This window comes from Anianabacter salinae (assembly GCF_019061145.1).
GTDB classification, from domain to species: Bacteria; Pseudomonadota; Alphaproteobacteria; order Rhodobacterales; family Rhodobacteraceae; genus Anianibacter; species Anianibacter salinarum.
This window is the reverse complement of record NZ_JAHQZS010000001.1, coordinates 913978-936789: the sequence shown is the minus strand read 5'-3', so window position 1 is coordinate 936789 and position 22812 is coordinate 913978. Positions and strand designations below refer to the sequence as shown.

Here is a 22812-nt window from a genome sequence, read left to right as displayed (position 1 = left end):
CTGACAAGCGCAGGCTGCGCGCCTATCTGTTGGCCATGGACGCAGACAATACCGCCCGCTTTCTCTATCTCGCGCTGCTCGGCGGCGCGATCGCCGCGTATTTCTTCGCGGCCAACCGCAACCGGCTTGGGCAGGTGGCGCAACAGGCGCTTGTCTGGGGTCTGTTGTTCATCGGCGTCATCGCCGCCTATGGCCTGTGGACCGACATCCGGCCCGACGTTCTGCCGCAGCAGGCGGTGGTGTCGGGCGACGGCGCCCGGATCGAGGTGCCGCAAGGGTTCGACGGCCATTACCGCTTGACGCTTGGCCTGAACGGAGCACCCGTCGACTTCATCGTCGACACCGGCGCGACCGACATGGTGCTGACCCCTCAGGACGCCGCACGCGCAGGCGTCGACGAAGGCCTTGCCTTCACCGGGCGCGCGGGCACCGCCAACGGCGAAGTGCGCACCGCACGCGTCCGGCTCGATACCGTCACCCTCGGCCCGATCACCGACCGCAACGTATCGGCGACGGTCAACGCCGCCGACATGCCCGCCTCGCTTCTGGGGATGGGTTATCTGCGGCGGTTCGAGCGGATCGAGATTTCGGGCGGCCGCCTGATCCTCGAACGCTAGGCGCTACTTGCCGAACAGGTCAGTCTGGCCCGGCGCTTTCGGCGGCTCCAGCCCCAGGTGTCGCCAGGCCCGGCTGGCCAGCATCCGCCCCCGCGGCGTGCGCTGGATCAGGCCCTGCTGCAGAAGATAGGGCTCGATCACCTCTTCCAGCGCGTCGCGCGATTCCGACAGCGCCGCTGCGATGGTCTCGATCCCCACAGGACCGCCGCCATAGTGATCCGCCAGCAGCCGCAGGTAGCGCCGGTCGGCACTGTCGAGGCCGATGTCATCGACCCCGAGCCGCGTCAGCGCACTGTCGGCGATGGCGCGCGACAGGCTGCCGTCGCCTTCGACCACAGCGAAATCCACCACCCGGCGGAGCAGCCGCCCGGCGATCCGCGGCGTTCCGCGCGCGCGCCGCGCGATCTCGTGTGCGCCTTCGGGCGCGCAGGGAATGCCCATCAGCCGGGCACCGCGCGCGACGATCTCCTCCAGTTCCGCGACCTCGTAGAACTGCAGCCGCACCGGGATGCCAAAGCGGTCGCGCAGCGGTGTCGTCAAAAGGCCCAGCCGCGTCGTCGCCCCGACCAGCGTGAAGGGCTGCAACTCGATCCGCACCGTGCGCGCCGCCGGCCCCTCGCCGATCACGAGATCCAGCTCGAAATCCTCGAGCGCGGGATACAGCACTTCCTCGACGACCGGGTTCAGGCGGTGAATCTCATCGATGAACAGCACGTCGTTGCGTTCGAGGTTCGTCAGGATCGCCGCCAGATCCCCCGCCTTGGCCAGCACCGGCCCCGAAGTCATGCGGAAATTGACGCCAAGCTCGCGCGCCATGATCTGCGCCAGCGTCGTCTTGCCAAGGCCGGGCGGGCCGTGGAACAGCACATGGTCCATCGCCTCGGACCGCATCTTGGCGCTTTCGATGAACACCCGCAGGTTCGCCCGCGCCTCGGCCTGCCCGATGAACTCGGACAACTGCTGCGGACGCAGCGCGCGGTCGGCATCCTCGGGGCGCGGAGCGGGGCGCAGGATCGGATCGGGTTCGGTCATGGCGCGACCTTGGCCCGGCCCGGACGGCCAAGGCAAGCACAGCGAGCGCAAGCACGGCGCACCTCGGTCACCGCCCTACCCCTTCGGCGCCAGCAGCCGCAGCGCCGCGCGGATCAGCGTCGCCGTCTCGGCGTCCGGCGTGTCGCCCTGGGCTTCTGCCACCGCGCGGGCAGCCTCGGACGGGGCGTAGCCCAGGTTGGCCAGCGCCGACATCGCCTCGGCCTGCGCGCTCGATCTCGGTCGCTCCGCCGGGCGTGGTTTCGTCGCGGCGGCGCCTTCGATCACCTCGTCATCGACTTGTGCCGCCTGCACGGGGGCCGATCCCGCCCCCATCGCCATCACCGACGGCGCCTTGTCCTTCAACTCGTTCACCACGCGCTGTGCGATCTTGGGGCCGACGCCGGGCGCCGCCTTGACCGCGTTCCAGTCGCCCAAGGCGATGGCGCGGCTCACCCCGTCCGGCCCCAGCGCGCCGACGATGCCCAGCGCCGATTTCGCGCCGATCCCCTGCACCGACACCAGAAGCCGGTACCATTCCTTTTCCACCAGCGACAGGAACCCGATGAGCTGCATCAGGTCTTCGCGCACCACGAGTTCGGTATAAAGCGCAACCGCCTCGCCCGGCCCCGGCAGCGCCATCAGCGTGCGGTCCGAGACCTGAACGATGTATCCGACGCCGCGCACGTCGATCATGACATGGTCGGTGCCGCGATACTCCAGCACGCCTGCGATGCGCCCGATCATGCCCCCACCTCGCGCAGGCGCGGCGCGCGCACATAGAAGGCGTGGCAGATCGCGACCGCCAGCGCATCGGCGGCGTCCGGCCCCGCGATCACGACACCGGGCAGTTGCAACTTTACCATGTGGTCGATCTGCACCTTGGCCGCATGGCCGACGCCGACGACCGTTTTCTTGACCTTGTTGGGCGCATATTCACCCACCGTCAGCCCGGCCTGCGCAGGCACCAGAAGCGCGATCGCCCGCGCCTGCCCCAGCTTCAGCGTGGCGACGCCGTCCTTGTTGACGAAGGTATGTTCCACCGCCGCCGTGTCCGGCGCATAGTCGGCGATCACGCGGGTCAACTGCCCGTGCAGTTCCAGAAGTCGCTCCGCCAGCTCGCCGGTTTCAGAGGTGCAGACGCCGTTCGCCACATGCCGCATGCGGCTACCGTCGGTATCGATGATTCCCCATCCCATCCGGCGAAGGCCCGGGTCGATGCCGAGAATGCGCATGATCTTGCCTGCCTGTTGTCGTTTTGCCCTATCTAGCACGAAACGTGAACATCCGCCACCGCTAACACGCTGTGCGGGGTTTCGCCCGAAAGCTGAGCGAGAAGTGTCGATATGCGTCATCCCGCTGCGCTGCAGCGACGCGTTCCGCACTTCGCGCGGGCTTTGCTGACACCGCGTCTCAGTCATGCGGAAAACGCATGCATCCCATGCAAAAACTGCTGCTTGTGCGGGCAGAATCGAAACGCTAGCTGCGGCTGACAGGCACAATTCCGTGCCGTCCATACGACCCGCCAACGGAGCTTGCCATGGCACTTTACGATCACGCCCGCATGGACGCGACCGCCGGTATCGGCGGAGCGATCTCGACCTCGGTCACCCGGTTCTTCACGCGCCTCTCCGACTGGAACGCCGCGCGCATCACCCGCCGCGCCCTGTCGAAACTGTCGGATCACGAGCTTGACGACATCGGTCTTGCCCGTGGCGATCTGGACAGCTTCAATCGCTTCTGAGGCCGTCCTTCGATCCATTGCAAAAACCCCGCTGCACGCGCCGTGCAGCGGGGTTTTTCATGTCCGGGTTCAGCGGCGACCCAGCGTCAACGTGGTCCAGTCGCCGATCACCTCGCGGCGCAGGCAGTCGAACCCCGCCGTGTCATAGGCCGCGACGACCTCGTCCGCCTGTTCGTTCAGGATGCCTGACAGGATCGCGTGGCCGCTTGGCGCCGTCACCGACGCCATTTCGGGCGCCAGATCGACCAGCGGCCCCTTGAGGATGTTGGCAAAGACCAGATCGAACGGCGCGGCCGCCATCAGTTCGGGATGATCGAACCCCGTCGCCTCGAGACAGCGCACCCGCCCCTCAAGATTGTTGCAGAGCGCGTTCGCCTCGGCGACCTCGACCGCGACCGGGTCGATGTCCGAGGCCAGCACATCTTCGGGCCAGACCTTGGCCGCGGCCATCGCCAGAACGGCGGTGCCGCAACCGATGTCGACCGTGTTGCGGGCGTGCACGCCCTGCCCGATCAGCCATTCCAGGGCCTTGAGGCAGCCTTGGGTGGTGCCGTGGTGGCCGGTGCCGAACGCCATCGCCGCCTCGATCAGCAGCGGCACGGCATCGCTGGGCACGCGGTCCGCGTCATGGCTGCCGTAGACAAAGAAGCGCCCGGCGACGACCGGTTGCAATTCGCGCCGCACCTTGGCGACCCAGTCGATGTCCGGGACCTCGGACACCACGAAGGGTTTCGCCCCATAGGCCGCCGCCAGCAGCATCAGCGCGATGTCGTCGGGTTCCTCGGTGAAGTAGCAGCCGACCTCCCACAGGCCCGACCCGTCCTCCATCTCGAAGACGCCAACGCCCTGCGGTTCGGGATCGAGGTCTTCCAGCGCCTCGCCCAGCGCCTCGGCCTGGGGTTTGCCGGGAAGGGTCGTCAGGGCGGAATAGGTGGTCATGGCAGGGGTCCTTGCATGTTGCGCGGCATCTGGCATGCAACGGCCCGCGCCGCAAGCGGCAGCGTCCCGATCACCGGCCCGAGGCGGTGTTGCCCCGGAACACCGACAACGCCATCGCCAGAACATCCCTCGGGTCCTCGCCCCGGCCGCGCATGTCGAGGGCAAGCCCGATCTGCGCGTGAAGGTACTGCGCCGCGAGAGGAACGGCGATGCCGCCCTGCCATTCACCCGAGGCCTGCGCCTCGGTCAACACGCGCGTGAACGCCGCGAGTGTCGCCTCCTGGATCAGGTCGACCAACCCTTGCGTGCGCTCGCCCAGCTGCGGCTTCACCGCGCGCATCTTGACCCAAAGGCAGCCGTGCGTGTGCAACGCATCCTCGGCGGCCAACCGGGCGACCTCGTCGATCTTCCATGCGAAGCTGCCCGGTCCATCAAGGACTGCCTGCATCTTCGCCAGGACGACCTCGGTATAGGTTTCCAGCACGGCGCAGGTCAGACCGTCCTCGTTGCCGAACTCGCGGTAGACCGACGGCTTGGACACTTCCGCCTTCTGGCAGATCGCATTGAGCGACACGGCGTCAGGCCCCTCTTCCCAGTAGGCGTGCATCGCCACGTCGAGAACGTCGGCGCGTTTCATCGTCCGGGGGCGCCCGCGACCGGGCCGGGAGGGATCGTCAGCCATTATTATACCACATGGTATTTTATTATTGACAGTCGGTTTCGTTTATTCGTACCAATCGGTATCAAAAAATGCAAACCGGAGAAACACCATGTTGAAGACATTGTTCGCCGCAGCCACCACCGCCGTCATCGCGACCTCGGCTTTCGCTGACACCCACGCCGACGAGCATATCGTCATGGCAGACGACATCGCGTGGCAGGACGTCGTTCCCGGCATCCAGCTTGCCCTCGGCTGGGGCGACCTAGAGGCGGGCGACGACATCTGGCTGATCCGTATGGAGCCGGGGGCGGCCTTGCCCAGCCACGCGCACACCAACGACTACTGGGGCATGACCGTTCAGGGGACATGGGTGCACATCCACGAGGACGGATCGGAAACCGCAACCACGGTCGGCGACTATGCCCTTGTCGAGGGCGGCGTGTTTCATGCCGACCGGTGCGACGGCGACGTGCCGTGCATCGGGCTTCTGGACTTCGACGGCGAACGGGATGCCATCTTTCCCGAGTGAAGCGACCTGAAAAACAAAAGACCCCGGCGCGCACCGGGGTCTTTTCTATCCTCTGATCGGCGCTGTCAGACTGCCGCGCCGGTTCCGATCGGGCAACTCACGCCCGTGCCGCCGATGCCGCAATAGCCCGCCGGGTTCTTGGCAAGGTATTGCTGGTGGTAGGGCTCGGCGTAGTAGAACACCGGTGCAGGTTTGATCTCGGTCGTGATCTCGCCAAAGCCCGCCTCCTTCAGCTTCGGCGCGAAGTCGCGTTTCATGCGCTCTGCCGCATCCTTCTGCGCCTCGGAGTAATAGTAGATGCCCGAGCGATACTGCGTGCCCGCATCGTTGCCCTGCCGCATCCCTTGGGTCGGGTCATGCCCTTCCCAGAACACGCGCAGCAGGTCTTCGTAAGAAATCACCGACGGGTCATAGATCACCCGCACCACCTCGTTATGGCCGGTCTTGCCGGTGCAGACCTCGTCATAGGTCGGGTTCGGGGTGTGCCCTGCGGCATAGCCCACCATGGTCAGCCAGACACCGTCCAGCTTCCAGAACATCCGCTCGACCCCCCAGAAACAGCCCATGCCAAAGATCGCCTCGGCCATGCCTTCGGGCACCGGCGATTTCAGCGGGCGGTCGTTGACGAAGTGATACTCGGCGGTCTCGATCGGCGCATCGCGGCCCGGCAGCGCGTCGGCCTTCGGCACCATTTCCATCTTCTTCTTCTGGAACAGGAACATCTCGGTCCTCCTTTTCGGCTTGCACGGGATATAGGCGCGCGGCCGTCCGGCTTCTACTCTGCCGGGGACGGTGTTGCAGCTTTCAGGCGGGCGAACACCGTCTCGTGACCGGGTTCGGGATGGCGCGGGATGCACAGCGCCAGCATCAGCGACGTGAAGGCCATCGCGGCCGCCAGCACGAACACCCCGCTTGGCGAGGTGATCCACAGGTAGCCCAGGAACGCCGGCAGAAACACCGCTGCGATATGGTTGATCGTGAAGGCGACGGCGGCGGTCGGAGCGATGTCGCCCGGATCGGCGATCTTCTGGAAATAGGTCTTGAGCGCGAAGGCGAGCGCAAAGAACAGATGGTCCAGCACATACAGCACCGCCGCAAGCACCACGCCCCAGCCGAACCAGTAGATCCCGCCATAGGCCAGGAAGATGGCCATCAGCCCGATGTATTCGAACGCCAGCGCCCGCCGTTCTCCGAACCGCGCCACGGCATGGCCCATGAACGGGGCGAACAGCATGTTGGCGACGAAGTTTATCAGGAACAGCGCCGTGACCTCGTGCACCTCGAAGCCGAAGCGCTCGACCATCATGAAGGCCGCGAAGACGACGAAGATCTGCCGCCGCGCGCCCGACATGAACTGCAGCGCATAATACAGCCAGTAGCGGCGGCGCAGCACCATCTTCTTGAGCTGCGGATTGGGGGACTCGAACTGCGGATAGGCAAAGGCGCAGAACACCGCGATCGCCGCCGTGATCCCCCCCGACGTGAGGTAGACGAAGTTGTAGCTCAGATCGAACGCCCGCCATGTCACCACCAGCAGGCCGTAGGACACCAGCGACGCCGCCGACCCCACGGCCACGATCCATCCCAGTGTCTGCGGCGCGCGGGCCTTGTCGATCCATTGCAGTTGCAGCGACTGGTTCACCGTCTCGTAGTAGTGAAACCCGACCGAGGCGAAAAACGTCACGATCAGCATCCCGCCCAGCGTCGGGAACCACGCGGTGATCGCAGAGGCGGCCCCCAACAGCAGCAGCGAAGCCAGCGCAAGCGTCTGTTCGCGCATGAAAATAATGATCGCGATCACGCCGATGGCCAGAAAGCCGGGGATCTCGCGCACCGTGTGGAGCCAGCCGATCTCTACCCCGGTGAAGTTCGCCGCCTCGATGACGAAGTTGTTCAGAAGCGCCGACCACGTCGCAAAGGCGATGGGCATGGCGAAGGCCATGAGAAACAAGAGCGCCTCGGGCCTGCGCCAGCGCGGCAGGGCCTTGGCCTGATCGAGGGTCATCGTCGCCATGTGCAAAGCCAATACGCCTCGGCGCCGGTCTTGGCGAGGGCCTTGGCGCAGATCCCGTCTGTGCGCCTACGCAGGGGAGAAGCGGTAGACCACGTCGGAAAACGCATCGCGCGGAAAGACATATAGGAACCGCAGCCCCTCGGGCCCGGCCAGCACGCTGTGTTCGGCATCGGCGGGGATGAACAGCGCATTGCCTGCGCTGAACTCGTGCGGAACGCCGTCTATCGTCACCACGCCCGCCCCCGCCAGCGCGAAATACATCTCGGCGGGTTCGTGCCTGTGCGGCAGCAGAGTCCCCTGCGCGCCGAACTCTGCGATGCCCATGACCATGCCCGAAGTCGCGGTGCGGTCGGCCGAGAACAGCGTCCGCCAGCGCACGGTGCCAAAGGCCGGGTCCTCGCCGCCTTCCAGCGGGGCGTGGTCGGCATTCGCCACCACCGGCAGCGCGGCGAGGATCGCCGCGACCTCGGTCATCGGAAGACTTGCGTCGATCTGCACGTCGGCCATAGCGGCGCTCTCCATCGTCTCTTGCCGCAAAACGTCGTCCCTTCCCGAGCGGCAATCTGATCCGGCGGCGACAGCGGCGCGTCGTTTTCGCGCCGGATGATCTGAATCAAGGACGCGAACGCCCCGCCGGGGCAGGGTTCGGCAGGCTTTTTCACGGAGACCGCCCATGGACCTGCTCATCGCCATCCTCGACCGGATCGGAGAGGCGCCCGCCGCCGCGCTTGCCGGAGTGCTGACCGGCGTGATCTTCGGCATCGCCGCCCAGCGCTCGCGGTTCTGTCTGCGGGCAGCAACGGTGGAATTCGCGCGCGGCAGCCTTGGCCCCAAGGTCTCGGTCTGGCTGCTGACCTTCTCGACCGCCGTCGTCTGGGTTCAGGGCGCACAGATGCTGGGCCTGATGCGCGGCAGCGACGCGAGGATGATGGCGGTCACGGGATCATGGTCGGGCGCGATCCTCGGCGGCCTTCTGTTCGGCATCGGCATGGTGCTGGCGCGCGGCTGCTCGGGGCGGTTGCTGGTGCTGGCGGCGACCGGCAACCTGCGCTCGGTCATCTCGGGCCTGATCTTTGCCGTGGTGGCGCAGATGAGCCTTTCGGGATGGCTCGCGCCGCTGCGCGATGCGCTTGCAGGGCTTTGGGTCACCCAAGGCGGCCACAACGTGAATCTTCTGGCCGGGATGCCAGAGGGGACCGGCCTGACCCTTGGCCTTGCCATTGCGCTGGTGGCGCTTGGCCTGTCACGGCGGAACCGCATCGGCGCGGCAACACTGGTCTTTGCCTCGGGCGTCGGTTTCGCGGTGGCGGTCGGCTATGTCAGCACCTTCACGCTGGCACAGGTCAGCTTTGATCCCTTGCAGATCGAAAGCGCGACGTTCACCGGCCCCTCTGCCAACACGCTGATGTTCTTCCTCGACCGCACGGCAGTGCTGGAATTCGACATCGGCCTCGTGCCGGGCGTGTTCCTGGGGGCCTTGCTGGCCGCTGCGGCGACAGGCGAGTTGAAGCTGGAGGGGTTCGACGGCGCCGCCACGATGCGCCGCGCGATGCTGGGCGCGGCGCTGATGGGCTTCGGCGGGATGCTGGCGGGCGGCTGCGCCATCGGCACGGGCGTGACGGGCGGGTCGATTTTCGTCGGCACCGCCTGGGCGGCGCTGAGCGCGATGTGGGCCGGGGCGATCCTGACCGACATGCTGATCGACCAGCGCGGCAGTCCCGTCGCGGCCTGAGCGGTCAGAAAAAGCTCTGCGGGTCGATGTCGACGCTCAGCCGCAGATCGCCCTTGATTGGCACCGACGCGACCCATTCCGCCAAGGCCGCCTGCAGCGGCGCCCCCTTGTCCGCCTTGACCAGAAGCCGCACCCGGTGCCGCCCCCTGATCCGCGCGATGGGCGCGGGCGCGGGGCCGTAAACCTGCGCCCCGATCCGGCGGAGCGGGCCGTCCGCGCGCGCCAGCCGGTTGCCAAGGTCGAACACAAGTTGCACGTCGGGCGAGGACAGCACGATGCCCGCCATCCGGCCATAGGGCGGAACGCCTGCGCGTTCACGTTCAGCGGCCTCTGCGGCCCAGAACGATTCCTCCTCGCCGGACAGGATCGCGCGGATCACCGGGTGTTCGGGCTGAAAGGTTTGCAGCAAGGCCAGCCCCGGCGCCTCGACACGGCCCGCGCGCCCCGCCACCTGCCGCATAAGCTGGAACGTGCGTTCCGCCGCGCGCAGGTCCGACCCCTGCAAGCCAAGGTCGGCGTCGATCACGCCCACCAGCGTCAGTTTCGGGAAATTGTGCCCCTTGGCGACAAGCTGCGTGCCGATGATGATGTCGGCCGCGCCCTCGGCGATCTCGACGATGGCCGCCTTGAGCGCGCGCGCCGATCCGAACAGGTCGGACGACAGCACCCGCACCCGTGCGTCCGGGAACAGCGCCGCCGTCTCCTCGCCCAGCCGCTCCACGCCGGGGCCGACGGGGGCCAGCTTGCCCTCGACCTTGCAGGACGGGCAGACCTCGGGCATCGGTTTCGTCTCACCGCACTGGTGGCACACAAGGCGCTTGAGAAAGCGGTGCTCGACCATCCGCGCATCGCAGTGATCGCAGCCGATCTGATGGCCGCAGGCCCGGCATATCGTCACCGGCGCATAACCGCGCCGGTTCAGGAACAAGAGCGACTGCTCGCCCGCCTCGATACGCCCGCGCACCGCCTGCGCCAGTGTGGGCGAGATCCAGCGCGTGCCCGGCAGATCCTCGGACCGCATGTCGAGCGCGCGCATCTGAGGCATCACCGCAGCACCGAAGCGCGATGTCAGGTCAAGCCGCGCGTATTTCCCTGCGTCCGCGTTGGCCCATGTTTCCAGCGACGGCGTGGCCGAGGCCAGCACCACCTGCGCCCCGGTCATCGACGCGCGCAGAACCGCCATGTCCCGCGCGTTGTACAGCACCCCGTCCTCCTGCTTGTACGAGGTGTCGTGTTCCTCATCGACGACGATCAGGCCAAGGTCGCGGAACGGCAGGAAAAGCGCGGACCGTGCGCCGACGACGAACTGTGCGCCCCCCTCGCCCACCATGCGCCAGCAGCGGCGGCGTTCGGTCATCGTCACGCCGGAATGCCATTCCGCCGGTTTCGCGCCGAACCGTGCCTCGACGCGGGTCAGGAACTCGGCCGTCAGCGCGATTTCCGGCAGCAGCACCAGCGCCTGACGCCCCCTCCGCAGCGTCTCGGCCACCGCTTCCAGATACACCTCGGTCTTGCCCGATCCGGTGACGCCCTTCAGCAGCGTGGTGCCGTAGGTTTCGGCGCGGATCGCCTCGCCCAGACGCGCGGCGGCGGTCGCCTGATCTTCGGTCAGGGGCTTGCCGGGGCGGTCCGGGTCCAGCGCGGGATAGGGCAGATCGCGGGGGCTGTCCTCTTCCAGCACCACCCCCTCTTTCACCAGCCCCTTGACCACCGAGGACGTCACGCCCGCCATCTCGGCCAATTCGCCCAAGGTAAAAGCCAGCCCGCCGTATTCCTCCAGTGCCGCGATCACCCGCGCCCGCGCATCTGTCGCGCGCTTGGGCAAGCCGGTGCCGCGCCGGTAGACCTTGCGCATCGCGGGCGGATCGCCAAGGCCGGGCGAGCGGGTCGCAAGCCGCAGCATCGCGGGCATCGGGGTCAGCGTGTAGGCGCCCGCCCGCTCAAGAAAGGCGCGCATCTCGTCCAGCATTGGCGCAGCATCGAGCACACGGATCACGCTGCGGATCTTCGCGCGGTCGAAATCGCCTTTCCCCGGCCCCCAGACGCAGCCCAGCACCTTGCGCGGCCCCAGCGGCACCTCGACGAACGCGCCAAGGTGACATCCGCCCTCGGGCGCCTTGTAATCCAGGATACGGCCCAAGGGCTGCGTGGTCAGCACACCGACCAGATCGCCTTCGTGGAAGAAGGATGTCATATCGCGCAGCCGATGTCGGTTCTGGGGAAATCGTCACCGATGAACAGAAGCGGACAGCGCAGATCACGCGCGAGGGCATAGGAAAAGCAATCGGCAAGGTTCAGGCGTGCAGGGTGCAGGCCCTTCCCGAAACTCCGGTAGGCCTTTGCCGCAAGATGGGCGCGGGCCTCGTCCACCGGCAGGACATCCAGCACCAACCTGTCCACCAGCCGCAAAGCCGCGTCTCCGACGCCGCGCAGGTCCGCGACGATCAGGAACTCTTGCAGCGTTCCCGCCGAGATGCACCGGCGCGACGCCTGCCGCATCATGTCGAGACAGGCGGACGCCTCGGGTTCGTCCAGAAGGATTGCGATCAAGGCAGACGTATCGACAACGATCACTTGGGAAGGCCAAACTCGTCATACAGAAAATCGGCGGCGCGCGCGGCAGACGGCCCGGGAAGCGCCTTGGCCGCGGCCTCTTTCGAGATGTCCTCGACCTCGCGCAGTCTTGCGTCCCAGTCGATCGCCTCTGCCTCATCGCGCGCCGAAGCCAACCGCACGACGGGCTTGCCATGCCGCGTCAGAACGATCTCTTCCCCCGCCTCCGCCCGGCGGACCAGATCGGTTAACCGCGCCTTCGCTTCGCTTACCGGCACCTGCATGGTCCAATCCTCAACTAACTTGGTCCAATATATCCAGACTTTTGGACCAATTCAAGCCACGCTAATACGGGTTCATCCGCGCGCTGCTTTCGACTACATGTGCGCCGAACACATCCTCCAGCGAAAGAGGCACCCCATGAAATTCTTCGTCGACACCGCCGAAGTGGACGCGATCCGCGAGCTGAACGATCTGGGCATGGTCGACGGCGTGACCACCAACCCGTCGCTCATCATGAAGTCCGGCCGCGACATCAAAGAAGTCACCAAGGAAATCTGCGAGATGGTCGATGGCCCGGTCAGCGCCGAGACCGTCGCGCTCGACGCCGACGGCATGATCGCCGAAGGGCGCGAGCTGGCGAAGATCGCCGATAACATCGCGATCAAGGTGCCGCTGACCTGGGACGGGCTCAAGGCCTGCAAGGTGCTGTCGAGCGAGGGCCGCATGGTCAACGTCACGCTGTGCTTCTCGGCCAACCAGGCGCTTCTGGCGGCCAAGGCGGGGGCGACCTTCATCTCTCCGTTCATCGGCCGGATCGACGATCTGTCGCTCGACGGGATGGACCTGATCGGCGACATTCGCACGATCTACGACAACTACGGCTTCGAGACGCAGATCCTTGCGGCGTCGATCCGCAGCCTGAACCATATGAAGGACGCCGCCCTGATCGGTGCCGATGTGGCCACAGCGCCACCCGCGGTGATCAAATCCATGGCAAACCATGTGCTGACCGACAAAGGTCTGGACGCCTTCATGTCCGATTGGGCAAAAACGGGTCAGAAGATCCTGTAAGACCGGCATGTGAACCGGCGACGTCAGTGAACGAGGATGGCATGAGCAGTTCGGCAGCGACGATCCAGGAGGATCTGCGCGCAAGGATCATTTCCGATCCCGAGGCCATCCTCGGCGACAACGATCTGATGAAGGCGCTTCTGGCCGCGAACGAGCGGGTGATGGGCACCAACGTCGTCGACCTGCGCGGTCTGGCGATGGAACGGCTCGAAGCCCGCCTAGAACGGCTGGAGGACACGCACCGTAGCGTCATCGCCGCCGCCTACGACAACCTGTCCGGCACCAACCAGGTGCACCGGGCGGTGATGCGGCTGCTCGATGCAGACTCGTTCGAGGATTTCCTGACCGCGCTCGAGGCCGAGGTTCCCGAGATCCTCAAGGTCCACACGATCCGGCTGGTGCTGGAGACGCGGGTGGCCCCAGACGATCCCGTCGTTCGCCTGCTTGGCAAGGTGCTGGCTGTGGCCGATCCTGGCTTTGTCGACGGCTACATCACGCAAGGCCGCGACGTGCCGATCCGCCGCGTGACCCTGCGTCAAAGTCAGCCCGACAGCGAGGTGATCTACGGCGATGCGGCGCATGACGTGCGCTCCGAGGCGTGCCTCAAGCTCGATCTTGGCGATGGGCGCCTGCCCGGCATGATCGCTCTTGGCGCCGAGGATCCGCACCAGTTCAAGCCGACGCAAGGCACCGATCTGCTGGAATTCTTCGCCGGAGTGTTCGAGCGCACGATGCGCCGCTGGCTGGCGTGACCGCGCCGCCGCCTGTCTTCCTGTCCCCCGGCCTGCGCGATGCGCTTGGCCTCTGGCTTGACCACAAGCGCGCGCTGGACGGTGCGGCGGATCACACCCTGACCGCCTACCGCGCAGATGTGCTGGGCTTTCTGGCCTTCCTCACGCAGCACCACGGCGAGGCGCGCGGCGCTGCCGTTCTTGCGGACCTGTCGGTGTCCGACATGCGGTCCTGGATGGCGCACGAGCGCGGGCGGGGGCTGTCGGCCCGCTCGCTCGCACGGGCGCTGTCGGCGGTGAAGTCCTTTGCCCGCTGGGCGGCCGAGCGCGATGGCTTCGATGCCACGGCGATCCTGTCGGCGCGCAGCCCAAAGTTCCAGCGCAAGCTGCCCCGCCCCCTGGCCGAGGATGCCGCCCGCGAGATGCTGTCGGTGGTCGAGACGCAAGCGCGCACCCCATGGGCCGCCGCCCGCGATCTGGCGGTGGTGACTCTGCTGTGGGGCTGCGGGCTGCGTATTTCCGAAGCCCTGTCGCTCTCCGGCGCCGCGCATCCGCTTGGCGACACGCTGCGGATCACCGGCAAGGGCGGCAAGGAACGGCTGGTGCCGGTGCTGCCCGCCGCCCAGGGTGCGGTTGCCGAATACGTCCGCCTCTGCCCGTTCGACCTGACGCCGCCAGAGCCGCTGTTCCGCGCCGCGCGCGGCGGGGCGCTTGGCCCGCGCGGCATCCAGAAGGCGATGGAATCGGCACGGCTTCAGCTTGGATTGCCCGCCACGGCGACACCCCACGCGATGCGGCACAGCTTTGCCACACACCTGCTGAACGCGGGCGGCGATCTGCGGTCGATCCAGGAACTTCTGGGCCATTCCTCGCTGTCCACGACGCAGGCCTACACCGCCGTCGACACCGCCCGCCTGATGGAGGTCTACGAGACCGCGCACCCACGCGCCCGCAGGGCGCCATAGGGCCAACGCCCGCAGGGCGCCATAGGGCCAACGCTCGCAGGGCGCCATAGCTCCGCGCCGCAGGGCGCCATAGGGCACGCGCATCGTTTGCATCCGGGCGGCGCTTGGTTCATGACGCAATTATGACACTCAACACCCGCGCGCTTCTCGTCCATCTGCTTACCGCCACCGGTGCGATCTTTGCCATGCTGGCCCTGCTCGCGGCGGTCGAGGGCAATTGGGGCGTGATGTACCTGTGGCTGGTCGTCGCCTTCGTGGTGGACGGCATCGACGGCCCGCTGGCGCGCCGCTACGACGTCAAGACCAACGCCGCGCGCTTTGACGGTGTGCTGATGGACCTCATCATCGACTACCTGACCTACGTCTTCATTCCCGCCTATGCGCTGTTCGCATCGGGCCTGTTGCCGGGCTGGACCGGCTGGGCGGCGATCCTGACGATCAGCTTTGCCAGCGTCGTTTATTTCGCCGACACCCGGATGAAGACCGCGGATTCCTCGTTCCAGGGCTTTCCGGGCTGCTGGAACATGGTCGTTCTGGTGATCTTCGCGGTCGAGCCGCACTGGACCGTGACCCTTGGCATGGTCGTCGCGCTGGCGGTGGCGATGTTCCTGCCGATCAAGTTCGTGCACCCGGTGCGCACGAAACGCTGGCGCGCCGTGACGCTGCCGCTGGCGCTGGTGTGGGTGGCGCTTGGCGCTCACGCGGCCTGGACCGGGTTCAACGAAGGGCCCGAGGTCACGATCGCTCTGGCGGCGGTAAGCCTGTATCTGTTGTTCGCGGGCGCCGTGCAGGAACTGTTCCCGGCCCGCCGCGCCTGAGAGACGGCTAGAACACCGGCGCCGGATACCCCACACCCGCCAGATACAACCCCTGCGGCGGCGCGACCGGACCGCAGCGCGCACGGTCCCGCGCCTCCAGCGCGGATTTCACGTCCTGCGGCGACCACGCCCCCGAGCCGACCCTTTCCAGCGTTCCGGCAAAGCTGCGCACCTGGTTGTGCAGGAAACTGCGGGCACGGACGTGCAGCCGGATTTCCTGTCCGCCATCGCCGCGCTGCACCTCCTCGACGCGCAATTCGTCGAGCGTCTTCACCGGGCTTCGCGCCTGGCACAGCGCCGCGCGGAAGGTGGTGAAATCGTGCTTTCCAAGCAGATGATCGGCGCCCGCCTGCATCGACGCCGCGTCCAGTTGCGTCTTGACCTGCCACACGCGCCCCGCCTCCAGCACCAGCGGAGCGCGGCGCGCGACGATGCGAAAGACATAGCGCCGCTCTGTAGCCGAGAACCGCGCATGCCAGTCATCAGCCACCCGCGCGGCCCCCACCACGGCCACCGGCGCAGGTTTCAGATGATAGTTCAGCGCCTCGGACAGCCGGAACGGCGACCAGTCGCGCACCATATCGCAATGCGCCACCTGCCCTGTCGCATGAACCCCCGCATCCGTGCGTCCCGCCGCCGCGATGCGCGGCACGTCCGGCTCCAGCCGCGCCAGTGCAGCCTCGACGGCGTCCTGCACCGACGGCAGGTCGATCTGCGTTTGCCAGCCCGCAAACGGGCCGCCGTCGTATTCAAGAAGTAGCGCATAGCGTGGCATGGGCCGAGGGATTAGCGCCGCCGCGCGGGCTTGGCAAACACTGGCACATGGCAGGGCTTTCGCCGAGGCGCTGCGGTGCCTATCTTCTGCGCAAGGCAAACGGGGGCAGGCAGTGATCCTTGGCGATATCGCGGACGGGCTGACGCGCGGCGTCGAGAGCATGGGCAATGCCGTGTCCGAGACATTCTTCGAGCCGGTGATCCGACTTGGCGTCACCGGCCTGTCGCGCGCAGGCAAGACGGTGTTCATCACGTCGCTCGTCGCCAACCTGATCGATCGGGGCCGGATGCCGGGGCTGGTCGCCGCCTCCGAGGGCCGCATCCGCACCGCGTTCCTGCAGCCCCAGCCCGACGACCACGTTCCGCGCTTCGACTACGAGTCGCACCTAGGCGCGATCCTGTCTACGACGCCGCATTGGCCCGATTCGACCCGTGCGATCAGCGAGTTGCGCCTGTCGCTGCGGGTGTCGCCCACGGGACTGATTGGCGGGTTGTCTGGGCCGCGCACCGTGCACATCGACATCGTGGATTACCCCGGCGAATGGCTTCTGGACCTTGCGCTTCTGGACCGCAGCTATGCCGACTGGGCCAAGGCGACGCTGGAGAGGATCGCAAGGCGCCCGCTGGCGGCGGATTACCTGTCCCTCATCCGCGAAACCGACGGCGCCGCGCGTTTCGAGGAACCTGCAGCACGGCGGCTGGCCGACAGCTACACCGCTTACCTGACCGGCGCCCGCGCGGCGGGATATTCCGACTGCACGCCCGGGCGGTTCCTGCTGCCCGGAGAGATGGCCGGATCGCCTGCGCTGACCTTTGCGCCGCTGCCCCGGCCCGACAGCCCAGGGCGCGGCAGCCTCTGGCGCGAGATGGACCGACGCTTCGAAGCCTACAAGTCGCGCGTGGTCAAGCCGTTCTTCCGCGACCACTTTGCCCGGATCGACCGGCAGGTCGTGCTGGTCGATGCGCTGGGCGCGATCCACGCCGGCCCCGAGGCGCTGGAGGACCTGCGCCGCGCGATGACCGAGATCCTGTCCGCCTTCCGCCCCGGCCGGAATGCGTTTCTGTCCCAGCTTTTGCTGGGCAAGCGCGTCGGAAAGATCCTGTTTGCCGCGACCAAGGCCGATCACCTGCACCACACCCAGCACGCCCGCCTGACCGCGATCATGGAGGCGCTCACCAAGGACGCCCGCGCTCGCGCCGATTTCTCGGGCGCGCAAACGGCGGCGATGTCCATTGCCAGCCTGCGCGCCACGGTCGAGGAAACGCTGACCCATGACGGGCGCGAGCTGGACTGCGTGCGCGGCACGCTTCTGGACGGCGGCAAGCGCGCGGCCTTCTACCCCGGCGAGTTGCCGGGCGATCCGCAGCGCCTGCTCGCACCCGCCCGCGAAGGCGCCGAAACCTGGCTTGACGGCGACTATGGCATCATGTCCTTCGCGCCCGCCGCACTGACGTTGAAACCGGGCGAAGGCCCGCCGCACATCCGGCTTGACCGTGCGGCGCAATTCCTGATCGGGGACCGGCTGTGACGCCGCGCCTCGCCCCTGCGCGCGCCAGTGACACCGGCTGGCTCGCACGAATCCTGTCGGACGGACGCGGCCTGCGCACGGGCCACGCAGACCGCCGGGCACTGCGCGACCTGATCCGGCAGGGCGCGGTCATCACCGCGCGCGGCTGGGTCGCGCCGGTGGGATTTTTGGCGCGCTCAGGCGACACCATCCACGCGCTCTACGTCTCGCCGTCAGCACGCGGGCGCGGCATCGGCGAGCGGCTGATCGAACACGCCAAGGACGGACGCGACCGGCTTGATCTTTGGACCGCGCAGGGCAACGAGGGCGCGCGCCGCTTCTATGCGCGGCACGGCTTCTACGTCAGCGGCTTCTCGGCGGGCAGCGCGAACGATGAAGGCGCCCCCGACGTGCGCATGACATGGGTGAGGGACGCCGCATGACCGAACGACGCGGACCTGTGCTGATCGAACTGGACGGCGACGCGGCAGAAATGGTGACCCCCGCCACCGCGCCGCCCGTGCCCGACACCGCCGAGGCGCCCGATCCGCGCGCGATGCGCACCCTTGCCACGCTCGCGACGCGGCGGCCCTTGCGGCTGGCGCAGTGGTTCTGGTCGCTGCTCGGGGCGATCCTGGCTCTTGCGGTCTCTGTCGCGGCGTGGAATTTCGTCACCGGGCTTCTGGCGGCGAACCCGGTGCTGGGCGGCATCGCCACCGCGCTGGTCGCCGCCTTCGTGCTGGTCCTGCTGGCTATCGCGGTCAAGGAATGGGCGGCCTTCGCGCGGCTCGGCACGCTCGACCATCTGCGGCAGGCGGCTGACAGCGCCGTCGCCGACAGCGATCTTGCCGCCGCGCGCAAGGTGGCCGAGCGACTGTCCGCGCTCTATGCGGGGCGACCCGAACTCGACTGGGGACGCGATCGGCTGAAGGACCGGCTGGGCGATGTCTTCGACGCCGACGGCGCCATCGGACTGGCCGAGACCGAGCTTCTGGCCCCGCTCGATACCGCCGCGCGCGCCGAGGTCGAGGCCGCGGCGCGGCAGGTCGCCACCGTCACCGCCATCGTGCCGCTGGCTTTCGCAGACGTGGCAGCGGCGCTGACGTCGAACCTTCGGATGATCCGGCGCATCGCGGAAATCTACGGCGGCCGCGCGGGCACGCTGGGAAGCTGGCGGCTGACCCGGTCGGTTCTGACGCATCTGGTCGCCACGGGGGCTGTGGCGGTGGGCGACGACCTGATCGGATCGGTGGCGGGCGGAAGCATTCTGTCCAAGGTGTCGCGCCGCTTTGGCGAGGGGATCGTGAACGGCGCGCTGACGGCCCGCGTTGGCGTGGCGGCGATCGAGGTTTGCCGCCCCCTGCCGTTCCGCGTAGCGAAACGCCCCTCGGTCAGTGGACTGGTCAGCCGGGCGCTTTCGGGGCTGTTCGACGGCATGTCTTCGGGGTCGCGCAAGGCGTGATGCGGGGCGGCGGGAAGAAATCCGCCCTACAGCGACAGGGCGCAAACCGGCCCTTCGATCGGGACTACCTAAGGGTCGGCACGCCCCCCGGTCCGCGGTCCCTGTCCACGACGCCCGCGCGCAGCGACCGCCCGATGCGGTGCGCCAGCGCCGACCAGGCGGCGGCGGTTTCGGGCGGCAATTCCTCGTGCAGCGTCCGGTCGAACAGCCCGAGCCAGGCGTCGAACATGCCGGGGCGGACGTTGCCCGCGCCCCTGTGCACCTCCATGACGTTGCCGTCATAGCCGCGCGCGTTCAGGATAGCGTTTTCCCAGAACCGCGTCACCTTGGCCTCGTGCGCGGGCCAGTCCGTGACATGCACGGCGAACACCTGCCCCAGCATCGGATGCGCCCGCACCGCCGCATAGAACGCAGCGACCACGCGGGCGATGTCCTCGGGCGGGATGTCGAACTTGGGCGGCAGGGCGGATGTCATGGTGCAGTGGTAACGCCGCTCGGCCTGCCGTTGCAATGCGCCGCCTTGTCCTGTCCCGGCGCCTTGCCTATAAGCGCCCCATGATGTCCCGCTTGGCGATCATCCAGCGAATTACATGCCCGGCGCTCTGACCCAGAGCCGCCGGGACAAGGCGTCTGAGACTTCGCGCCGCCCTCACCCCATCCTGACAAATCCAGCCTGAGGACTCCCCTCATGTGCGCCGACACGCCTGACTACAAAGCCACCCTGAACCTGCCCGAAACCGAGTTTCCCATGCGCGCGGGCCTGCCCAAGCGCGAGCCTGAATGGCTCGACCGCTGGGAACGGATCGGGGTCTACGACCGCCTGCGCGAGAAAGAGGGCCGCACGCCCTTCACGCTGCACGACGGCCCTCCCTATGCCAACGGCAACCTTCACATCGGCCATGCGCTGAACAAGACGCTCAAGGACATGGTCGTGCGTAGCCAGCAGATGATGGGGCGGGATGCGCGCTACATCCCCGGCTGGGACTGCCACGGCCTGCCGATCGAGTGGAAGATCGAGCAGAAATACCGCGAAAAGGGCCTCGACAAGGACAAGGTCGACGTCGTCGAGTTCCGCCGCGAATGCCGCGACTTCGCCGCAGGCTGGATCGACATCCAGCGCAGCGAATTCAAGCGGCTTGGCGTCACCGGCGCCTGGGATCGCCCCTACCTGACGATGGATTTCCACGCCGAGCGGGTCATCGCCGAGGAATTCATGTCGTTCCTGATGAACGGCCTGCTTTACCAGGGGTCCAAGCCGGTGATGTGGTCGCCGGTGGAAAAGACCGCGCTGGCAGAGGCCGAGGTCGAGTATCACGAGCGTCAGACAGATGCGATCTGGGTGCAGTTCCCCGTCGTGGCGGGCGGCGACGCGCCGATGCCGCTGGACGAGGTCTCCGATTTCGACGGTGCGAACCAGGCGCTGGTCGCCGCCGATTTCCGGGGCGCCCGTGTCGTGATCTGGACGACGACGCCCTGGACCATCCCGCAGAACCGCGCGATCTGCTTTGGCCCCGGCATCGACTATGGCCTTTACGAGATCACCGGCCGCCCCGAAGAATGCTGGGCGCGGATCGGCGACCGCTATCTTCTGGCCGACGCGCTGGCGGACGACGCGCTGGGCGCGATGCGGCTGGAGCCGTCGATGTATCGCCGCCTGCGCACCGTCTCGGCGGACGAGTTGTCGACGATCACCTGCGCCCATCCGCTGCGCGGCGCGGATGGCGCGTCGGGCGAATGGGACTACGACGTGCGCCTGCTGCCGGGCGATCACGTCACCGATGACGCGGGCACTGGGTTCGTTCATACCGCTCCCAGCCACGGCGACGACGACTACGAGATCGGGCGCAAGCACGGTCTGCCGATGACCTACAACATCCTCGACGACTCGTCCTATCGCACAGACCTGCCGTTCTTCGCGGGGCTGCGGATCATCGAAGAGAACGGCAAGCCCGGCAAGGCCAACAAGGCCGTCATCGACAAACTGGTGGAAACCGGCGGCCTGCTGGGTCGCCGCCGTATCACCATCTCGGACGCGCATTCCTGGCGCTCGAAGGCGCCGGTGATCCGCCTGAACCGCCCGCAGTGGTTCGCCGCCATCGACCGCGCGGTCGGTGACGGGCAGGACACCTATGGCACCACCATCCGCGAACGCGCGCTGCGGTCCATCGACGAGCTGGTGACCTGGACGCCCAAGACAGGGCGAAACCGGCTGTATTCGATGATCGAGAACCGGCCCGACTGGGTGCTGTCGCGCCAGCGCGCCTGGGGTGTGCCGCTGACCTGCTTCGTCAAGATCGGGGCCAAGCCGGACGATCCCGATTTCCTGCTGCGCGACCCCAAGGTGAACGCCCGCATCGCGGAAGCCTTCGAGACCGAGGGCGCCGATGCATGGTATCAGCCGGGCGCCAAGGAACGCTTCCTTGGCGAGGATCACGACGCTGACGCCTACGAGCAGGTATTCGACATCCTCGACGTGTGGTTCGACAGCGGCTCGACCCATGCATTTGTCCTGCGCGACCGTGCCGACGGGTCAAAGGACGGCATCGCCGATCTCTACCTCGAAGGCACCGACCAGCACCGGGGGTGGTTCCATTCCTCGATGCTGCAAGCCTGCGGCACCAAGGGCCGCGCGCCCTATCGCGGCGTGCTGACCCACGGCTTCACGCTGGACGCCAAGGGCAACAAGATGTCGAAATCGCTCGGCAACACCGTCGCCCCCGAGGAAGTCATCAAGCAGTACGGTGCCGATATCCTGCGGCTTTGGGTGGCCCAGTCGGACTACACGGCGGACCTGCGCATCGGCGACGAGATCCTCAAGGGCGTCGCCGACAGCTATCGCCGCCTGCGCAACACCATGCGCTACATCCTCGGCTCGCTTCCCGATGACGTGCCCGCGCTGCCGTCTGAGGTGCCGGAACTCGAACGCCTGATCCTCCACCGCGTGTGGGAGGTCGATGCAGCCGTTCGCGCGGCCTACACGGCTTACGACTTCCAGAAGGCGTGGCGCACGGTGTTCGATTTCGCCACGCTGGACCTGTCGGCCTTCTACTTCGACGTGCGCAAGGACGCGCTGTATTGCGATGCGGCCGACAGCCCGCGCCGGATCGCCTGCGAGGCGGTGCTGGGGGTGCTGTTCGACCACATGGTCCACTGGCTGGCCCCCATCCTGGTGTTCACGTCCGAGGAAATCTGGCTGGAACGCTTCCCCGGCGATGCGTCGTCGGTGCACCTGACGGACATGCCCGTGGCCGATCCCGCATGGCGCGACGATGCGCTGGCCGAGCGCTCAAGGATCGTGCGCGCCGCCCGCCGGGTGGTCAACGGCGCGCTGGAAGAGAAACGCCGCGACAAGGTCATCGGTGCCTCGCTGGAGGCTGCGCCCGTGGTGCATCTGTCGGGCAAGACTGCCGAGGTGGTGACGAACCCCGAAACCTTCGCGGACCTGTGCATCACGTCGGCCGTCACCCTGACGACCGATCCCGCCCCCGAAGGCGCGTTCCGTCTGGACGATGTGCCCGTGGTCGCCGTGGTCTTCGCCGAGGCGGAAGGCGCCAAGTGCGAGCGGTGCTGGAAAATCTTGCCCGATGTCGGCACGCACGCGCACCCCGACGTCTGCGCGCGCTGCGACGCCGCGCTGGGATAGGCGGCAATTTGGCGGGCGC

Annotated in this window: 25 protein-coding genes; 12 read left to right on the top strand and 13 right to left on the bottom strand. The window is 67.3% G+C overall.

Translation table 11 applies throughout. The features are described from left to right. The first annotated feature begins 35 nt into the window (after positions 1-35). Positions 36-617: a retropepsin-like aspartic protease family protein gene (locus tag KTJ87_RS04640; RefSeq protein ID WP_267137890.1), complete on the top strand. Its 582-nt coding sequence runs from the start codon at positions 36-38 to the stop codon at positions 615-617. Positions 618-620: 3 nt separating this feature from the next. Here KTJ87_RS04640 and ruvB read toward each other — a convergent pair whose 3' ends face one another. From ruvB to ruvC, 3 genes are all read right to left on the bottom strand, one after another. Further along, positions 621-1649, bottom strand: a complete 1029-nt coding sequence (ruvB, locus tag KTJ87_RS04635; protein WP_267137889.1) for a Holliday junction branch migration DNA helicase RuvB — start codon at positions 1647-1649, stop codon at positions 621-623. 75 nt (positions 1650-1724) lie between these two features. Beyond that, positions 1725-2393, bottom strand: coding sequence for a Holliday junction branch migration protein RuvA (ruvA, locus tag KTJ87_RS04630; RefSeq protein ID WP_267137888.1), 669 nt, complete (start codon positions 2391-2393; stop codon positions 1725-1727). Then, on the bottom strand, positions 2390-2881 hold the full coding sequence (ruvC, locus tag KTJ87_RS04625) for a crossover junction endodeoxyribonuclease RuvC (protein WP_267137887.1): 492 nt from the start codon (positions 2879-2881) through the stop codon (positions 2390-2392). The genes ruvA and ruvC overlap by 4 nt, the downstream gene beginning before the upstream one ends. 305 nt (positions 2882-3186) lie before the next feature. Here ruvC and KTJ87_RS04620 point away from each other — a divergent pair, with 305 nt between their 5' ends. Then, the gene (locus KTJ87_RS04620) at positions 3187-3390 is read left to right on the top strand and encodes a DUF1127 domain-containing protein (protein WP_407650463.1); all 204 of its coding nucleotides are present in this window, start codon (positions 3187-3189) and stop codon (positions 3388-3390) included. Positions 3391-3459: 69 nt separating this feature from the next. On the opposite strand, the gene KTJ87_RS04615 is transcribed toward KTJ87_RS04620, so the two are convergent. Both KTJ87_RS04615 and KTJ87_RS04610 read right to left on the bottom strand, forming a co-directional pair. Next, positions 3460-4329, bottom strand: a complete 870-nt coding sequence (locus tag KTJ87_RS04615; RefSeq protein ID WP_267137886.1) for a 50S ribosomal protein L11 methyltransferase — start codon at positions 4327-4329, stop codon at positions 3460-3462. Positions 4330-4399: 70 nt separating this feature from the next. Next, on the bottom strand, positions 4400-4966 hold the full coding sequence (locus tag KTJ87_RS04610; protein WP_267137885.1) for a TetR/AcrR family transcriptional regulator: 567 nt from the start codon (positions 4964-4966) through the stop codon (positions 4400-4402). Positions 4967-5099: 133 nt separating this feature from the next. Here KTJ87_RS04610 and KTJ87_RS04605 point away from each other — a divergent pair, with 133 nt between their 5' ends. Further along, on the top strand, positions 5100-5519 hold the full coding sequence (locus KTJ87_RS04605; protein ID WP_267137884.1) for a cupin domain-containing protein: 420 nt from the start codon (positions 5100-5102) through the stop codon (positions 5517-5519). 65 nt (positions 5520-5584) lie between these two features. Here the strand turns inward: KTJ87_RS04605 and msrA are convergent, their stop codons facing one another. The 3 genes from msrA to KTJ87_RS04590 form a co-directional block, all read right to left on the bottom strand. Continuing rightward, on the bottom strand, positions 5585-6241 hold the full coding sequence (gene msrA, locus KTJ87_RS04600) for a peptide-methionine (S)-S-oxide reductase MsrA (protein ID WP_267137883.1): 657 nt from the start codon (positions 6239-6241) through the stop codon (positions 5585-5587). A 53-nt stretch (positions 6242-6294) separates the two neighbouring features. Further along, positions 6295-7533, bottom strand: a complete 1239-nt coding sequence (locus tag KTJ87_RS04595) for an MFS transporter (protein WP_267137882.1) — start codon at positions 7531-7533, stop codon at positions 6295-6297. Between the two features lie 66 nt (positions 7534-7599). Beyond that, positions 7600-8040 (bottom strand): cupin domain-containing protein, encoded by a 441-nt coding sequence (locus tag KTJ87_RS04590; RefSeq protein ID WP_267137881.1) that lies wholly within the window; start codon positions 8038-8040, stop codon positions 7600-7602. A 166-nt stretch (positions 8041-8206) separates the two neighbouring features. On the opposite strand from KTJ87_RS04590, the gene KTJ87_RS04585 reads away from it, so the two are divergent. After that, positions 8207-9265: a YeeE/YedE family protein gene (locus tag KTJ87_RS04585; RefSeq protein WP_267137880.1), complete on the top strand. Its 1059-nt coding sequence runs from the start codon at positions 8207-8209 to the stop codon at positions 9263-9265. A 4-nt stretch (positions 9266-9269) separates the two neighbouring features. Here the strand turns inward: KTJ87_RS04585 and KTJ87_RS04580 are convergent, their stop codons facing one another. The 3 genes from KTJ87_RS04580 to KTJ87_RS04570 are packed head-to-tail and all read right to left on the bottom strand — an operon-like array spanning position 9270 to position 12102. Continuing rightward, positions 9270-11459, bottom strand: a complete 2190-nt coding sequence (locus KTJ87_RS04580) for a primosomal protein N' (protein ID WP_267137879.1) — start codon at positions 11457-11459, stop codon at positions 9270-9272. Further along, the gene (locus KTJ87_RS04575) at positions 11456-11839 is read right to left on the bottom strand and encodes a type II toxin-antitoxin system VapC family toxin (protein ID WP_267137878.1); all 384 of its coding nucleotides are present in this window, start codon (positions 11837-11839) and stop codon (positions 11456-11458) included. Before KTJ87_RS04575 ends, KTJ87_RS04580 begins: the two co-directional genes overlap by 4 nt. Then, positions 11836-12102 (bottom strand): type II toxin-antitoxin system Phd/YefM family antitoxin, encoded by a 267-nt coding sequence (locus KTJ87_RS04570; RefSeq protein WP_267137877.1) that lies wholly within the window; start codon positions 12100-12102, stop codon positions 11836-11838. The genes KTJ87_RS04575 and KTJ87_RS04570 overlap by 4 nt, the downstream gene beginning before the upstream one ends. A 136-nt stretch (positions 12103-12238) precedes the next feature. Between KTJ87_RS04570 and fsa the strand changes: the two genes are divergently transcribed. The 4 genes from fsa (at position 12239) to KTJ87_RS04550 (ending at position 15406) form a co-directional block, all read left to right on the top strand. Continuing rightward, entirely contained in the window at positions 12239-12892 is a 654-nt protein-coding gene (gene fsa / locus KTJ87_RS04565) for a fructose-6-phosphate aldolase (RefSeq protein WP_267137876.1), read from the top strand. A gap of 41 nt (positions 12893-12933) precedes the next feature. Next, a complete protein-coding gene (locus KTJ87_RS04560) occupies positions 12934-13644 on the top strand; it encodes a DUF484 family protein (RefSeq protein ID WP_267137875.1) in 711 nt (236 codons plus the stop codon). Further along, a complete protein-coding gene (locus tag KTJ87_RS04555) occupies positions 13641-14588 on the top strand; it encodes a tyrosine recombinase XerC (RefSeq protein WP_267137874.1) in 948 nt (315 codons plus the stop codon). The genes KTJ87_RS04560 and KTJ87_RS04555 overlap by 4 nt, the downstream gene beginning before the upstream one ends. A gap of 122 nt (positions 14589-14710) precedes the next feature. Beyond that, the gene (locus tag KTJ87_RS04550; protein WP_267137873.1) at positions 14711-15406 is read left to right on the top strand and encodes a CDP-alcohol phosphatidyltransferase family protein; all 696 of its coding nucleotides are present in this window, start codon (positions 14711-14713) and stop codon (positions 15404-15406) included. Positions 15407-15413: 7 nt separating this feature from the next. On the opposite strand, the gene truA is transcribed toward KTJ87_RS04550, so the two are convergent. After that, complete coding sequence (gene truA / locus KTJ87_RS04545) at positions 15414-16181, bottom strand: tRNA pseudouridine(38-40) synthase TruA (RefSeq protein WP_267137872.1); 768 nt, start codon at positions 16179-16181, stop codon at positions 15414-15416. Positions 16182-16293: 112 nt separating this feature from the next. Between truA and KTJ87_RS04540 the strand changes: the two genes are divergently transcribed. Genes KTJ87_RS04540 through KTJ87_RS04530 form a run of 3 tightly spaced genes read left to right on the top strand, consistent with a single transcriptional unit; the run spans position 16294 to position 19150 of the window. Beyond that, the gene (locus KTJ87_RS04540) at positions 16294-17709 is read left to right on the top strand and encodes a YcjX family GTP-binding protein (protein ID WP_267137871.1); all 1416 of its coding nucleotides are present in this window, start codon (positions 16294-16296) and stop codon (positions 17707-17709) included. Beyond that, entirely contained in the window at positions 17706-18131 is a 426-nt protein-coding gene (locus KTJ87_RS04535; RefSeq protein WP_267137870.1) for a GNAT family N-acetyltransferase, read from the top strand. The genes KTJ87_RS04540 and KTJ87_RS04535 overlap by 4 nt, the downstream gene beginning before the upstream one ends. Next, complete coding sequence (locus tag KTJ87_RS04530; protein WP_267137869.1) at positions 18128-19150, top strand: YcjF family protein; 1023 nt, start codon at positions 18128-18130, stop codon at positions 19148-19150. The genes KTJ87_RS04535 and KTJ87_RS04530 overlap by 4 nt, the downstream gene beginning before the upstream one ends. A 64-nt stretch (positions 19151-19214) precedes the next feature. On the opposite strand, the gene KTJ87_RS04525 is transcribed toward KTJ87_RS04530, so the two are convergent. Beyond that, positions 19215-19625 (bottom strand): group III truncated hemoglobin, encoded by a 411-nt coding sequence (locus KTJ87_RS04525; RefSeq protein ID WP_267137868.1) that lies wholly within the window; start codon positions 19623-19625, stop codon positions 19215-19217. A 213-nt stretch (positions 19626-19838) separates the two neighbouring features. On the opposite strand from KTJ87_RS04525, the gene ileS reads away from it, so the two are divergent. Further along, positions 19839-22793, top strand: coding sequence for an isoleucine--tRNA ligase (gene ileS, locus KTJ87_RS04520; RefSeq protein ID WP_267137867.1), 2955 nt, complete (start codon positions 19839-19841; stop codon positions 22791-22793). Positions 22794-22812: the final 19 nt, after the last annotated feature.

Bases quoted from the DNA above. Each gene is read 5' to 3' on its own strand.
- KTJ87_RS04640 (WP_267137890.1), top strand. From the start codon at position 36: ATGGACGCAGACAATACCGCCCGCTTTCTCTATCTCGCGCTGCTCGGC.
- ruvB (WP_267137889.1), bottom strand. From the start codon at position 1,649: ATGACCGAACCCGATCCGATCCTGCGCCCCGCTCCGCGCCCCGAGGAT.
- ruvA (WP_267137888.1), bottom strand. From the start codon at position 2,393: ATGATCGGGCGCATCGCAGGCGTGCTGGAGTATCGCGGCACCGACCAT.
- ruvC (WP_267137887.1), bottom strand. From the start codon at position 2,881: ATGCGCATTCTCGGCATCGACCCGGGCCTTCGCCGGATGGGATGGGGA.
- KTJ87_RS04620 (WP_407650463.1), top strand. From the start codon at position 3,187: ATGGCACTTTACGATCACGCCCGCATGGACGCGACCGCCGGTATCGGC.
- KTJ87_RS04615 (WP_267137886.1), bottom strand. From the start codon at position 4,329: ATGACCACCTATTCCGCCCTGACGACCCTTCCCGGCAAACCCCAGGCC.
- KTJ87_RS04610 (WP_267137885.1), bottom strand. From the start codon at position 4,966: ATGAAACGCGCCGACGTTCTCGACGTGGCGATGCACGCCTACTGGGAA.
- KTJ87_RS04605 (WP_267137884.1), top strand. From the start codon at position 5,100: ATGTTGAAGACATTGTTCGCCGCAGCCACCACCGCCGTCATCGCGACC.
- msrA (WP_267137883.1), bottom strand. From the start codon at position 6,241: ATGTTCCTGTTCCAGAAGAAGAAGATGGAAATGGTGCCGAAGGCCGAC.
- KTJ87_RS04595 (WP_267137882.1), bottom strand. From the start codon at position 7,533: ATGGCGACGATGACCCTCGATCAGGCCAAGGCCCTGCCGCGCTGGCGC.
- KTJ87_RS04590 (WP_267137881.1), bottom strand. From the start codon at position 8,040: ATGGCCGACGTGCAGATCGACGCAAGTCTTCCGATGACCGAGGTCGCG.
- KTJ87_RS04585 (WP_267137880.1), top strand. From the start codon at position 8,207: ATGGACCTGCTCATCGCCATCCTCGACCGGATCGGAGAGGCGCCCGCC.
- KTJ87_RS04580 (WP_267137879.1), bottom strand. From the start codon at position 11,459: ATGACATCCTTCTTCCACGAAGGCGATCTGGTCGGTGTGCTGACCACG.
- KTJ87_RS04570 (WP_267137877.1), bottom strand. From the start codon at position 12,102: ATGCAGGTGCCGGTAAGCGAAGCGAAGGCGCGGTTAACCGATCTGGTC.
- fsa (WP_267137876.1), top strand. From the start codon at position 12,239: ATGAAATTCTTCGTCGACACCGCCGAAGTGGACGCGATCCGCGAGCTG.
- KTJ87_RS04560 (WP_267137875.1), top strand. From the start codon at position 12,934: ATGAGCAGTTCGGCAGCGACGATCCAGGAGGATCTGCGCGCAAGGATC.
- KTJ87_RS04550 (WP_267137873.1), top strand. From the start codon at position 14,711: ATGACACTCAACACCCGCGCGCTTCTCGTCCATCTGCTTACCGCCACC.
- truA (WP_267137872.1), bottom strand. From the start codon at position 16,181: ATGCCACGCTATGCGCTACTTCTTGAATACGACGGCGGCCCGTTTGCG.
- KTJ87_RS04530 (WP_267137869.1), top strand. From the start codon at position 18,128: ATGACCGAACGACGCGGACCTGTGCTGATCGAACTGGACGGCGACGCG.
- KTJ87_RS04525 (WP_267137868.1), bottom strand. From the start codon at position 19,625: ATGACATCCGCCCTGCCGCCCAAGTTCGACATCCCGCCCGAGGACATC.
- ileS (WP_267137867.1), top strand. From the start codon at position 19,839: ATGTGCGCCGACACGCCTGACTACAAAGCCACCCTGAACCTGCCCGAA.